Origin of the sequence: Paenibacillus sp. JNUCC-31 (genome assembly GCF_014844075.1) — a bacterium.
Taxonomy (GTDB): domain Bacteria; phylum Bacillota; class Bacilli; order Paenibacillales; family Paenibacillaceae; genus Paenibacillus.
In genome coordinates this window covers 6451006-6464790 of record NZ_CP062165.1, presented here as the reverse complement: position 1 = coordinate 6464790, position 13785 = coordinate 6451006, and the positions used below count along the sequence as shown (strand labels likewise).

Annotated in this window: 10 protein-coding genes; 3 read left to right on the top strand and 7 right to left on the bottom strand. The window is 46.5% G+C overall.

Annotation, left to right across the window (positions count from 1 at the left end):
• Nucleotides 1-5: 5 nt before the first annotated feature.
• On the bottom strand, nt 6-2753 hold the full coding sequence (locus tag JNUCC31_RS28590) for a PAS domain S-box protein (RefSeq protein ID WP_192266715.1): 2748 nt from the start codon (nt 2751-2753) through the stop codon (nt 6-8).
• Nucleotides 2754-3038: 285 nt separating this feature from the next.
• Between JNUCC31_RS28590 and JNUCC31_RS28585 the strand changes: the two genes are divergently transcribed.
• Nucleotides 3039-3866, top strand: coding sequence for a protein-glutamine gamma-glutamyltransferase (locus JNUCC31_RS28585; RefSeq protein ID WP_192266714.1), 828 nt, complete (start codon nt 3039-3041; stop codon nt 3864-3866).
• Between the two features lie 123 nt (nt 3867-3989).
• On the opposite strand, the gene infC is transcribed toward JNUCC31_RS28585, so the two are convergent.
• The 6 genes from infC to JNUCC31_RS28555 form a co-directional block, all read right to left on the bottom strand.
• Nucleotides 3990-4481, bottom strand: a complete 492-nt coding sequence (gene infC, locus JNUCC31_RS28580; RefSeq protein ID WP_192266713.1) for a translation initiation factor IF-3 — start codon at nt 4479-4481, stop codon at nt 3990-3992.
• 127 nt (nt 4482-4608) lie between these two features.
• Nucleotides 4609-5541, bottom strand: coding sequence for a manganese-dependent inorganic pyrophosphatase (locus JNUCC31_RS28575; protein WP_192266712.1), 933 nt, complete (start codon nt 5539-5541; stop codon nt 4609-4611).
• A 314-nt stretch (nt 5542-5855) separates the two neighbouring features.
• Nucleotides 5856-6587: a metallophosphoesterase family protein gene (locus tag JNUCC31_RS28570; RefSeq protein WP_323374401.1), complete on the bottom strand. Its 732-nt coding sequence runs from the start codon at nt 6585-6587 to the stop codon at nt 5856-5858.
• A 113-nt stretch (nt 6588-6700) separates the two neighbouring features.
• Complete coding sequence (locus JNUCC31_RS28565) at nt 6701-7708, bottom strand: LLM class flavin-dependent oxidoreductase (RefSeq protein WP_192266711.1); 1008 nt, start codon at nt 7706-7708, stop codon at nt 6701-6703.
• 182 nt (nt 7709-7890) lie between these two features.
• Nucleotides 7891-9828, bottom strand: a complete 1938-nt coding sequence (locus JNUCC31_RS28560) for an LTA synthase family protein (protein WP_192266710.1) — start codon at nt 9826-9828, stop codon at nt 7891-7893.
• A 104-nt stretch (nt 9829-9932) separates the two neighbouring features.
• A complete protein-coding gene (locus tag JNUCC31_RS28555; RefSeq protein ID WP_192266709.1) occupies nt 9933-12206 on the bottom strand; it encodes a putative PEP-binding protein in 2274 nt (757 codons plus the stop codon).
• A 252-nt stretch (nt 12207-12458) separates the two neighbouring features.
• Between JNUCC31_RS28555 and JNUCC31_RS28550 the strand changes: the two genes are divergently transcribed.
• Together JNUCC31_RS28550 and JNUCC31_RS28545 are read left to right on the top strand one after the other, a co-directional pair.
• A complete protein-coding gene (locus tag JNUCC31_RS28550; RefSeq protein ID WP_192266708.1) occupies nt 12459-12836 on the top strand; it encodes a VOC family protein in 378 nt (125 codons plus the stop codon).
• 311 nt (nt 12837-13147) lie between these two features.
• Nucleotides 13148-13579, top strand: coding sequence for a hypothetical protein (locus JNUCC31_RS28545; protein ID WP_192266707.1), 432 nt, complete (start codon nt 13148-13150; stop codon nt 13577-13579).
• Nucleotides 13580-13785: the final 206 nt, after the last annotated feature.

Genomic DNA, 13785 nt, shown 5'->3' with positions numbered 1-13785 from the left:
ATCTTTCATGGATTATGATGGGATCGAATATAGGGGACCCAGGTGTTGAGTACACGACTTATTTCCGTGGAACTGAACGGTTTGCTGATAAAATCCTGCATTCCGCATTTCAGACAGGCTTCACGGTCATTCGGACCTGCAAAGGCTGTTATGGCAGCAATGACGGGGATCTCAGGGTGGGTTTTCCTGATTTCGCCTGTTGCTTCTATCCCGTCCATAATAGGCATTTTAATATCCATAAATATTAGATCGTATGTCTCCCTTTCCACGGCTTTGACCGCTTCTTCCCCGTTCTCCACAATGTCACATACACCACCAAGTTTACGTAGCATTTCCTCAAGCAAATGACTGTTCAGTGACTGATCCTCCGCCACAAGAATTTTGATGCCTGATGCCAGGCTTGTTCGATCCAGATTCAGGTCGTTGTCAGGAACCTTCTCAATCGGATCAGTGGATTCATCTTGCCATCGTTCAAGTAGCAGAGTGAAGTGAAAATCTGCCCCTTCTCCAGTCTCACTTTCTACACCAATGGCACCGCCCATGAGTTCTACCAATTTCTTGCTGATGGCGAGCCCCAGACCTGTGCCTCCGTATTTGCGATTAATAGCCGGGTCAAGCTGTGAAAAGGACTGGAACAGTTGATGCTGCTTATTGAATGGAATGCCAATCCCCGTATCTTTGACCGAAAATGACATGATAAGGTGATTCTCATCATAAGACTCCGCAGGTTCGACGTTTACCTGAACCTGAATGCTTCCCTTTTCCGTGAATTTCACAGCATTGCCCACCAGATTTATAAGAATCTGGCGAATCCGTGTTTCATCGCCCCTTACACGTTCAGGAATTTGTTCTGACATCTCGCAGTATAGTTCAATATTTTTTTCCGAAGCTTTAAGCGCAAACAGTTCCATGACCCCGCCAAGAACGGCTTGGATGTCAACGGGCTGTCGTTCCAGGTCCATTTTCCCTGCCTCAATCTTGCTGAAATCCAGGATTTCGTTCAGGATATACAACAGTGATTCACCACTGTCAATGATGATATCAGCGAAGCCATTCTGCTCCTCATCCAGCTCTGTTTCCTTTAACAAATGTGCCATTCCCATAATACCATTGAGAGGTGTACGAAGCTCGTGGCTCATAATCGCCAGGAACTCGGATTTCGCTCGGTCCGCATGTTCTGCTAATTCCTTGGCACGAATGATGTCATTCACTGATGTCATATCGCGGAAAACGAGTACAGCACCACGGTTGTGACCCAGATCCATCATCGGTTTCAACTGGAACTCCGCCAGAAAGCTGGAGCCATCCTGCCTCCAAAATACGGACTCTGATCGCGGCAGGGTTCGCCCCTCACGTACCGCTTGAAGAATTGGATTGCCATTCGACGGATAAGGAATACCTTCGCTTTGCATTTGTAACATAATCTGATCAAGCGGCTTGCCATTTATTTCAGATGGGCAGAAACTCATCATCTCCGCTGCAATGGGATTGGCAAATATCACGTTTCCATTTTGATCGAGGCCAATGACCCCCTCTGACATAGCATTAAGGATCAACGCTCTTTCGTAACTGAGATTTTCAATTTCCTCTACATATCTTTTCGACTCTGTAATATCACTGGTTATTCCATAAACGCCGACGACTCGATCTTCAAGCAAAATCGGAACATTAATGACACTCGTTTCAATACGCTGTCCGTCTTTGTGAATCAGTCCGATCTCATAGCTCTGTGACTTTCCCTTCACGGTTTGTTCAAAATGATACCTCGTCTTATCCAGATCTACCGGATCAATGAGGTGATCAAAGGGCCTGCTAAGCAGCTCATCTTTGGTATGACCTGTTAATTGTTCCTGGCCTGCATTAGCCTTCAACAAGTTCCCCTCCAGATCGAGTGAAGCCACTCCCAGCGGGTTACAGTCAAACAACGAAGTATATTCCTGAAGACTTAACTGCTGCTGCTTGCTCGCTGTAATATCACGTGTCACTGCGATCATTTCCTGAAGATTCCCCTGTTTGTCATAAACATAATGAGAGATGGTATCCGCCCACACAACAGAACCGTCCTTATGCTGGAGCCGATAGCTCATACGATCAGGAGCAAGACCCTGAATTTGACCAGCCACGTAAGCCTCAACGAGAGGCAAATCGTCGGGATAAATGCAGAACAAGCCAGATTGACCAATCATTTCTTCCGGCTCATAGCCCAACATGCTTTTGCTGGCTGGAGATACATACTTGAACGTCCGCTCCGGATCAGCATGATGTATGGCAATTAGGTCAAGCGAAGATTCGGCCAGCAATCTGGAGATTTGGCTGCTCTCCTCCAGCTGTTTACGCTGGATAATCAGTCGATTTTCAGCATCCTTCTGCTTCGTAATTTCCTTTGCCTGTACTAGTAAGTAAAGGGGCTCACCGCTGACCTCATCCCTAACAATGCAGGCTCTTACCGTCGCCCACAATAAAGAATCATCCTTGCGCTTAAGCCGCAACTCGGTTTCATACATCAGACTTAGCCCATTAGTCATATCCAATAACCCGGATCGAAATTCCTCCATGTCCAGATCTTCCTCATAGATCATATGTACAATCGGAGAATCCTTTAATTCATCTTCACTGGACCCCAACATCTCGCAAAATGCAGGGTTAAGCTGAAGCCAACGTCCGCTCACATGCGACGCTACAGCAATGCCGATCGGTGCATGTGTGTATAATTGTTCGAACAGAGAACGATTCTCTGCAAGTGAATTCGACACCGCATATCCTCCTTTACCGGGAATCTGAATATATTCCGTATGAACAGATCGACCTGAACATAACTTCATCTATAAGAGTACTACCCCAAATGTGATGAGGTATAAACGATATCAGCGAAATTCCGGACAATAATCGACACGTTTTACCGTATGCCCATGCTTGCTCCTTTTGTATATAAACAAATATAAACAAAACCGCACAACTGGGGTCATATACTACAGAATACGCGTGCATACCCTTTTAAACAAGGCTGAACATCCAAATAGTACTGGAGGTAATGGATTATGATCATTGTTGCGAATCAGCCCATTGAACTGGTGAGCTCGGATTGGTCTGCATTTGAATGGCACTGGTTGCAGCAGCTGCAACCAGGTTCAACCGTTTATACGTATCAATCCATGGATCATCTTCACTTTGAATGGGCTTTGCGAAAATCGCTTGTTGATGCAGCGGAAGCATTGGATCGAAGCGGGGTCAGCTTTGCCTCATTCGAGAAATCCAGATGTAATCCGGATTTTTGGAATCGAAATGCTGAAGGAGGCTTTGAATTAAGATCCGATGTGACCCCTGCAAATGGAATTCGGGACATCTGGAAGAACGGTCATTTGTATGCATTTGAATGTGCCACTGCTACAGTAATCGTGCTATATGGTGGCGTATTGGGGAGCATCCGTGAGGATGACTTCAACTCACTATTCTACAACCTGCTGCTCTATGACTGGCATTATGACAGCGATTTGCGATTAACGGAAAAGAATGGAAGCAACTCTGCTCTCCCAGGAGATGTATTATACTTCAAAAATCCAGACGTATCACCAGAAACACCAGAGTGGCAAGGAGAAAACACCATAATGCTGCGTGAGAACTTATATTATGGACATGGGATCGGCATTGCAAGCGGAGAAGAAATGATTCGTTCACTGAATCAGAACCGCATTCCCGGAAGTACCGTATCGGCTTATTTAATGGATACGGTCATTTATCCAGACTTTTTATATCTCTCCCGCTACGCCAAGAACAGTAACATCAACACACATACTGCTTCTTCCACTCCGGTCTTGCCAGGACAGTTATATGTACGTATTGGAGGCAGCCGCTATTTGCGGACATGAACCGGTGAGGTGGACCCAGATCGAAAGTTGGAAAATACATTAAACAGTCTCGATGCCAAAAGCCCCGTAGAGCAGCAAATAAATGTTGCTTCACAGGGCTAATTTCGTTCTATCGTTATGTTATTATCCAATAGGGTCCAGCTGTACAACGACCTGTTTGCCGCTTACCTGAATACCGGTCGTTTTACTGCCATACTCAGCAAGAGATTTACATAGCTGCTCTGCCCATTCCTTGCCCGCTGTTCCTTCCTTGGCTCCATGCACCTGAATGACGAGCTTCACCGAGTCACCCTTCGTCAGAATACGCTCTGCCTGAGATTGCTTCGTCTCCCGGTCATGATCTTCCATCTGGAGGTTCAGTCGAATCTCCTTCACTTTACGTTTATCCGGTGATTTTGCGGCCTTCTTCTTCTCTTGCTGCTTTTCCTCTCTGGCTGCTCCAGCTCCAATCAGTTTACATGGCGGCGGGCTGGTCATCAGAGACATGCATACCAGATCCACTTTGTACTTCTTGGCAAGAGCAAGTGCTTCACGTGTGGACATGATGCCCAGATCTTCACCGTTCAGACCCGTTAGCTCGACCTCGGTTGCCTTAATCTTTTCATTTTTGATCATCGTGTGTCCTCCTCCTTCACAACAAAAGCCTGTCCTGACCTATAAACAGATCAGAGCAGGCTTGATGTTGTCACTGAATATTCATCGTATATCCGAACGTAATGGTTATACGTCCGTTTACAGCATCCTACAATGAGTTGAACGCTTCGGTCAGAACCGGAACAATCTGCGATTTGCGGGATACTACACCTTTGAGCAGCGCTCTGCTATCGGTCAATGTCACATTGTATGCTTTTTCAACAGCCTTGGTGGAGGCACCGTAAGCCAGTGCAACGGAATCGTTGTTCAGGATGTCGGTTACGACAAATACGAACAGATCGAGACCTTTGCTGGAAATGATCGCTTCAATCGCTGCTTCAAGCTCAGGTTGCTTCACAAGTACATCATTCACGTCAACCGCGTTCACTTGTGCAATCTCCACTTTCGCTTGGCCCATTGCGAATTCTTTCGCATCCAGGGAAATCAGTTCAGCAATCGTTTTCTGGCTCAAATCCGCGCCTGCTTTCAGCATATCCAAACCATAGCTGTCTGCATCCACACCAGCAATGGCAGCCAGTTCACGTGCTGCTGCTACATCCTGCTCTGTGCATGTTGGAGATTTGAACAACAGGGAATCGGAGATAATCGCGGACAGCATCAGACCAGCAATCGGTGCGCTGATTTCCACGCCGTTTTCTTTGTACAATTTATTCAAAATGGTTGCTGTACAACCAACAGGTTCTGCACGGAAATACAGCGGCTGGCTTGTCTCAAAGTTTGCGATCCGGTGGTGGTCGATGACTTCAACAACCGTCACGTCCTCAATATCGCTGACACTTTGCTGACGCTCGTTGTGGTCAACCAGAATGACCTTGTTCACTTCGTTGGCTGCTGTTTTGATCAGACGTGGCGCTGCCACTTTGAATTGGTCCAGTGCAAATTGAGTTTCGCCGTTAACTTCGCCGAGACGAACAGCTTCAACGTCCTGACCCAATTTTGTTTTCAAGTCTGCATAGGCAATAGCCGAGCAAATCGTATCCGTATCGGGATTTTTGTGACCGAAGATTAATGCTTTTTCCATATTAATAGCCCTCCGTCAATTCTGATTTAGATGAATAAAATGTACTATTTCAATCATACCCTTACTGATTATAGCGTTAATAAGGCTTAATTCCAATCCCTTTACAGCGAATTAATTACAATATCATGTCAGGGTGTCAGGATCTTGCCTTTATACTCCGTAAACGAATGCACAATTCTGCTGTTCCCCCAGCTTCGATCCATTGCCGGTATGTAAACCAATCCACATTCTCCAGAAAGTAAAAGGTTAGAGCTTCAATCGGATTTAATTTATACTTTTGTTTAAAGGGATTTATTTGAAATTCGCCGCGTGGATTAAACCTCGGGACCCTCGCGGGTCTCTCCCCTTTTTACAAAAAAGGCCTGAAGCCTTCCATCTTCGCTAATTTCCAGCAAGTTCAATCGAGCACCATAAGCACATCCACCATCGATACCAATCTTGTCCCCACTTGGGTCAAACCAGACACCTGGCTCGTGATGCAAATTTTTGACTGGCGTATGACCAAATACCACCGTCTCTTTGAGCGAAGTTGGTCTTGAATAGAACGGCTCCCGAATCCAAATGAAGTCACGCTCTGACTGGGTCCGCCAATCCTCCACATCCGGATTAATCCCGGCATGTACAAAGATATAACCAGGAATTTCATATACAAGAGGAAGTTGTCCCAAAAAACGAAGATGATGCTCATAGTGTGTGCGGAGCCACTGTTTGGCTTCAGTATAAACATCCCAGTCCAACTGCTCATCGTCCAAAGAGACCTCTACATAGCTGGCCAGCGTCTGTAAGCCTCCATTACGAATCCAGTGTTTGTCATATTCCTCGACATCATGGTTCAGCGCGTTGACCATCATCGCATCATGATTTCCTTTGATCACAATAATGTTGTACTGCTCATGCATCTGCATAATCTGTTCCACGACCTCTTTGCTCTTCGGCCCGCGGTCGACATAATCACCTAACAAAATCAGCTCGTCTTGCTTCGGATCGTATCCTGCCTGCTCAAGCAGAGCATTGAATTCGTCGTAACAGCCATGAATATCACTAATGACACATCTGCGGATGTGAATCTCTCCTCTCCCTGATCACGCAAGAGTATAATCGGAACCTTGCAAGGCAAGGCTCCAGCCATTTCAGTATACTAATTCCAGTTTAATATCGATTAATCCTGCTTTAAACCAAAGGCTTCCGCGATCAGACTGAATGAACGCAAACGATCATCAAAGGAGTGAATTGCTGATGCAATAATAACTTCATCCGCTTCATAGCGTTCAGCCATTGCCGTAATTTTGTCCTTCACCTGATCCGGTGTACCCACGATGGAAAAAGAACGGCGTTGACGGATCTGTTCCATCTCCATGGCCGTAAATGGATAGTTGTTCACCGTTTCCAGGGATGGGAATGAGTTCTGCTCCAGCCCCCGGCCAAGCCGCAGGAAGAATAACTCATTGCTGCGAGCCAGTTCAGTGGCCGCCTCCTCGGTCTCTGCACAGAATGCCGACACCGCAATCATGGAATGAGGTTTATCATTCAGGATGGATGGCTTGAAATGTCTGCGATAATGCTTCATCGCTTCCTCCCCACCCGGCGTTCCGAAAAATTGGGCAAACGCATAAGCGGTCCCTTGTGCCGCCGCAATTCGCGCACCTTCGGAACTGGAACCGAGCAGCCAAACTTCCGGAACGGTGGGTACGGATGGTCCCGCGACCAGGGAAGCAAACCGATGATCCTCCGGCAGCTGTTCATGAAAATACCCACCCAAATCGGCAATTTGCTGCGGGAAAAATTGCACATTCGATGACTTTCCTTCATTCAGAGCCCTGCTGGCAATTGGCATACCACCTGGTGCTCTGCCAATTCCAAGGTCAATCCGTCCAGGGTGCAGCGCCTCCAGCAAACGGAAATTCTCGGCGACTTTATATGCACTGTAATGAGGCAGCATCACGCCACCTGAACCTACCCGAATCCGATCTGTATGTGCTGCAACGTGTGCTATCATAACTTCCGGACTGGAAAATGACAGTGCCCCGCTGCCGTGATGCTCCGACATCCAGAAGCGGGAGAAGCCCAGCTCATCTGCATGTTTAGCGAGAGTTACAGTCTCCTGAAGAGTATCCTGTACCGTCCGCCCTTCATTAATATGTCCATGTTCAAGTACACTAAGTTTCATCTATATTCATTCCTTTCGTCATCCTGCGTTATTGGCTGCACCTTCCATTGTAACATTATTAATTACAGTTTCAAAGGTTATCTCCTTTTCAGTACACGTAAAGATGTACGATGAATAAACAAATAACGCCACCAGCTCCTGAGCCAGTGACGTTATGGTGTTTCATACATATTAAAATTCAATTATGGTGCTCGCTTGGGCAGGAGCTTTACATACTCGTCAGACAGCTTCATCAAGCTGAGCACGTGCTCGTAATCGGAACGGTACGGCTCCAAATCCGTGACGGGTTCATACGTTTTTAACGAGTAGGCTGTTCCATCATCAAAGCCTGCACCCGGAATAAACATAATGTCATTATTCACAAATGAGCCTGTCGGCAAGTAATACCGAATACCGAATGCATTGTGGTCCATGTTAAGCAAATCGTGTCCAAACGCTGTGAATTTCTCTTCCTTCAAAGATACCCCCATCAGGTTCATCACCGTTGGCAGAATATCCAACTGACCTCCAGGCTGTTCAATGACTTGACCTTTCGTCTGTTTCGGCGTGTGAATCAACAGCGGGATGTTGAAACGACTAACATTACCGTCATAAGGAACATTGAGGTTGGTTTGGATCTGCTGAGTAATCTCATCGTTTGCCGGCAGACCGAAATGGTCACCATATATAACGAGTGTTGTGTTATCCCATAACCCGTTTGCCTTGAGTTCATTGATCAGCTGACCTACCGCATAATCTGTATAATTGATCGCTTGCAGATAATCATGCAGCAACGTGTTGGTGATTGTGGCCGGTATGGTGATTCTCGCGCGGTCCGCAGGAACCGTAAACGGAGAATGGCTGGATGCCGTAATGAACTGAGCATAGAACGGCTGATTCGCAGCCTGATGCGCGACCATTTTTTCCACACCTACACGATATAATTCCTCATCCGATGGTCCAAAATCATTGAACTTATCATTCTCGAAGCTAGGCTTGTCGAAGTACCGGTTGAATCCAAGCGCCGGATACATTTTGTTCCGGTTCCAGAAGGTGACGTCATTGACGTGGAACGTTTCTGACTCATAGCCTTCTTTCCCAAGCAATTTTGGAAGACTTGGCAAATCACGGTCACTATACCCTGCTGACATTGGCACAACGCCGGTTGGATAGATGGATGTGTTCGACATAAACTCGGCATCCGACGTGTTTCCCTGTCCGATCTGTTGGAAAAAATGAGAGAAATAATAGCTTTCTTTTGCCAGATCATTCAGAACCGGGGTTAATACCTGACCGTCGAGTGAAGCATTCATCGGGAAGTTTTGAAATGACTCCAGTTGGAGGACAATCAAATTGCTTCCTTTGGCCTGACCAAAATATTTGGTTTTGATAGACGTGCCCTGACTCGATTTATCCTGATACGGATACTTGCTAACCAGTTGATTAATCTTGTCGATGGTTTCGTTAATATTGCCATTCGCAATGGCTTCATTCTCTTTACTCGTCAGAATCGCCGATGACACCTGATAATTCAGGAAACCGAGATTTTCGGCGCGAACGAGTTCATTATCAATCGTTTCCCCTTTGACAATGAAGCTGCCTGACAGCACGATGCAAAATGCAGCCGTAAGGGCTACACCCAACTTCCCCCAATATCGTCTCCGACTTTTGCCAAAATGAAGTCCAGTGTCGCTATAGCTGCTGTTACGAGCTGAGGCACGACGACTGCGCAAGATAAACCATATCGGCAGAGCCAGTACGATATCCACAAAAAACAGGAAGTGCTCAGGTCTTACCAATGGTCCGATACTACCCCTCACTTGGGCGACTTGGCCCAGTTCACTGAGTGCCGTATATGTGGGAACCGAACTGAAATGTACGTTATAGAGTGTCGCCGCGAACAATACCAGGGAGAACAACACATTAAAACCTGCATACACTGGACGCTTCCAGCCTTTTGGCACGATCAGATCGAGGATGCATACCACTGTCAGGGCCCCCAATGCGTCAGTAACAAAACCTATGCCGGACAGACCCTGGAAAAAGAAATACCGCAAAAGCGACAGCTTCAGCAGCATAAGAATGAATAACACGACAAACAAGGTTCGTGATGAGGTCCGCTCATTTCTGGAATTAAACATGGTCGCTTTCAACCCTTATCTGAAATTTTTACGTTCCTTTTACAAAACGCATATTTCAGTATAACAGTTTTAAGGTTTCTATTCCATGAGGGGAGATGGAAATGTTACGCAATCGTCGATATATTTCTGCCCTGTCTGTTTTTGTAGTGATCCTGCTTCTGGGCGAGGATTGCCGCCTGTGCGGCAGCGATACGGGCAAGCGGCACTTGTTCTGGCAGACAGCTTACATAATCCAGACCAATACGGTGGCAAAAAGCAATGGAAGCCAGATCGGCTGCATTCTCACCACAGATGCCTGCTTTTAGATGCGGTTTCCGAACTCGGCCCTGAACGAGGGCCATCTCCACTAATTGCCCCACTCCGTCAATATCCAGTACCTGAAATGGATTGCTGGGCAGTAAGCGTTGCTGCTCGGCAAAATGAAGGGATGACTTCTCCGTATTGTGACGACTGTAACCAAACGTCATCTGTGTCAGGTCATCGGTGCCAAATGAGAAGAAGTCGGCATGACGGGCGATCTGCGCTGCGGTCAGTGCTGCTCGTGGAACTTCTATTCGCGCACCCACTCTGTAAAGACAGTGACGCTTCTCCTCTCCAAGTACCTGGTCCGCTACATGATCCACCAGCTCTCTCATATCCTGAAGTTCATTGGCATGCCCCACCAAAGGAATCATAATCTCGGGCCGCACCCACAGCCCTTGGCGAATGCCCTTCACCGCTGCACGGAAGATTGCTTCAAGCTGCATATCATATACTTCCGGGAACACGGTTCCCAGTCGACAATCCCGTTGTCCTAGCAACGGATATTGTTCATGCAATTCCAGCACTCTGCGGATTACACGATCAAGCTCCTGCACTTCGGCGGTGTTCTCCTCCTCCCCATTCCTGAGAGACCACTGTTCACGCTGTTCTCTTAATCTTTCAATATCTGGCAGCAGCTCATGGAGCGGTGGATCGAGCAATCGAATTGTTACCGGATAACCATCCATCGATTCGAAGAGTTGTTCAAAATCAGCCTGTTGCATCGGCAGCAGACGTTCCAGTCCTCGTTTGCGCTCAGCTTCACTGTCTGCCAGAATCATTTTCTGTACAAAAGGAAATCTTGAAGCAGACAACAACAGCTGTTCTGTCCGACACAATCCAATGCCCTCGGCCCCGAATAAGCGTGCCTTCATGGCGTCCTTGGGATGATCTACATTCGACAGGATTGTAAGCCCCTTCATTTCATCAGCCCATTCGAGCAGAAGCTGCAGCTCCGGTGATAAAGTTGAAGAGGCCTGCAGCATTTCCTTCACATGAAAAGGCTGTATACGCAATATTGCATCCTCTTTGGTGAGGACCCCTTCATCCACGAGATCTACAGTACTCCTCAGCGTCGCCTGTGAGGTTAATCTCGTTTGACTGATTTCAACAAGATACAGGGTCCCTGAATTCACAACAAACTGGATTTCCTGTACCTCTTTCGTGCGGGACTCCAGATCACTGCAAGCATCCTGCAGAAGACCATACAGTTTAGGGTCTCCTCTCCGCAACCGATCCAGTCCTTCATTCGAACCCCCGGAAATAGCAGATGAAATATAATCACCTGTCATGCCTCGTTCCCCGGTACCCGGATGACGGGAATATACAGTGCCGATCCCGCTGTGTTCACCACGCTCGCCATTAACCATCACCTGTATAAGAACAGCTGCTCCTTGAGTTTCTTCGGAGAAATGAGAAGATTTGCGAAGAAGCTCTTGTTGGGAGTTGGCGCGTAGGACACGCTGTGACTCAGAAACTACTCGCATCGCTTCTTTTAACTGTAACTGCACATCCTGGGGGAAAGGATAATGTCCTCTTTCTTCTATTAAGTGTTTATATTCCGCGATGGCGAATTCTAGCTTCGCTTCATCCAGTATCGAGATGTCTCCCCATTTTTCTTCAAACAGGGCATACGGAATGTCGTGTACCAGCTGACCATAATCCTCCAATAACATTCGATAACAATTAAGGGCATACGGACGATCATTCGTTTGCCTGGCGAGTCCCTCCACCGTTACATCATTCAGTCCAACATGAAGCAAAGCATGGGAAGCCATATCACGGGAACACGTTTCACTTGACCGGACGGAAAGCAGCAGTGGTTCTAAAGAATCGCCGAAACATTTGCCGGATTGCTTCTCAAGATGCTGAATTGCGCTGTTAATCTCTTGGGCTCCTTCAGTTGAAAGATGTGCAAGACGGGTACAGAAGCCGCGACAGCCTTCCTTTGTTACAATGAACCCGGCCGGAACGGGCCAACCCGCCTGTAGCAACGCTGCAAGTCCAGCCCCTTTACTACCTATCAGCCCTTTCATCTCTGCCGTACCTTCTTCCAATAGAACTACCCGTTTTGTCATTACAGCGCTCCCATCTGCCATTACATGGCTGTGCTTAAAAGGCAATTCGATCGCTTGAATTGTCCTTTATCTAATGGTATGTCGCAATGCGGCAGTCAAGGACATTTGCTTCCCTCTTTTTGTGCTTGAATTGAAGTTGTATGGCGGGTGCTCATATATGGTAATATATAGCTTGACTCCATCTAAAAAGCTACATCCAAAGCCATAACTGCTTCAACCACGATCAATTACGTATATAAGGAGTGTAAATCAATGTTTACTCAAGTCGGCCAAATTATGTTGTATGTAAACGATCAGGACAAGGCTCTTCAATTTTGGACGGAAAAAGCAGGTTTTCATGTTGTTTCCGAAGTCAATGGGGATGGCATGCGCTGGATCGAGATTGCTCCTGTGAAGGGTGCCCAAACCACTATCATCCTGCACGACAAGGAATTTGTCGCCAAAATGTCCCCTGAATTGAATCTGGGCACACCTTCTCTTATGCTTTTCACAGATAACCTGGATCAACTTTACACTCACTTATCGGATAAAGAAGTCACCGTCGGCGAGATTGTAACGATGCCTGGCGGAAGAGTATTTAACTTTGCAGATCCTGAGAACAATTACTTCGCTGTCATGGAGAAAAAGTAAAACTTCTTGTTCAGCTGAGCTTAATACCACTCTAAAAAGCCTGTTCAGTAGTGAACAGGCTTTTTTCTATATATTTCATGTTAATATGCTTGCCTAGTTCCACTCTTCATGTTCAAAGTCCCGTCTGAACAGATCCTTGCTCCACAAGCATGGTTCCTTTCAGCAACCGACTAATTTGATGTTGTCGATGCGGCAGCCGGATTCGATACGTGGAGTAAGTGCCAGTCAATCAAATGAATTGCCATTCTGCGGACGAACCTTACAAAAAAACTGCATACCATATCACAAAAACTATTGGGGGTATGCTCTTTATGGCAAAACTGCTGGATGCTCGAACCTCTCAAAATGCAAGCTATGGTAACACAATCTCAATTCCCTTGCCCGCTAATACCCCTGTTGCAATCGGGGAGGTTGGCCTTGATGCAACTGACGCAAATGGAAACATACGTGTACAATTATCAGGGATAGCTGAGCTCGCGTTCCCTACCACTCCTCCATTTGACTCCGTGATTGCATTTTCTATTGTACGAGGTGCTGATTCGCTTGTTGCCTACGCCCTCTATTCGGTGAGTGTCTCTGAAGCAAACCCGAACGCTGTACAAGTTGTCACCATTAATGCATCCGATTTTAATGTCCCACTTCCACCATCAAATGAATTGGTTTATACCTTATATCTTTTTTCTACAGCAGATGCGACTCGAATAGGTATTGAGAGCTTTAATGCTGTTGCATACTCAGATTAAGGGACCATCGTAAAATCAAAGTTTGAAGCGTACAGCTAATCACCCCGGCCGAGTTTTACCGGGGGGTTTTGTCATGCTGAGGGATTACGCCACCGCTGATGAAAAACACGCAAATGAAAAAATAAAATACATTTCTCAGACATCATCTCATTGTACCTTTGCAGGTAATGTAATTTTTAATAAAAATGAATGACTCTTAACTTTTC

Bases quoted from the DNA above. Each gene is read 5' to 3' on its own strand.
- JNUCC31_RS28565 (WP_192266711.1), bottom strand. From the start codon at position 7,708: ATGAAACTTAGTGTACTTGAACATGGACATATTAATGAAGGGCGGACG.
- JNUCC31_RS28585 (WP_192266714.1), top strand. From the start codon at position 3,039: ATGATCATTGTTGCGAATCAGCCCATTGAACTGGTGAGCTCGGATTGG.
- JNUCC31_RS28545 (WP_192266707.1), top strand. From the start codon at position 13,148: ATGGCAAAACTGCTGGATGCTCGAACCTCTCAAAATGCAAGCTATGGT.
- JNUCC31_RS28560 (WP_192266710.1), bottom strand. From the start codon at position 9,828: ATGTTTAATTCCAGAAATGAGCGGACCTCATCACGAACCTTGTTTGTC.
- infC (WP_192266713.1), bottom strand. From the start codon at position 4,481: ATGATCAAAAATGAAAAGATTAAGGCAACCGAGGTCGAGCTAACGGGT.
- JNUCC31_RS28575 (WP_192266712.1), bottom strand. From the start codon at position 5,541: ATGGAAAAAGCATTAATCTTCGGTCACAAAAATCCCGATACGGATACG.
- JNUCC31_RS28555 (WP_192266709.1), bottom strand. From the start codon at position 12,206: ATGACAAAACGGGTAGTTCTATTGGAAGAAGGTACGGCAGAGATGAAA.
- JNUCC31_RS28550 (WP_192266708.1), top strand. From the start codon at position 12,459: ATGTTTACTCAAGTCGGCCAAATTATGTTGTATGTAAACGATCAGGAC.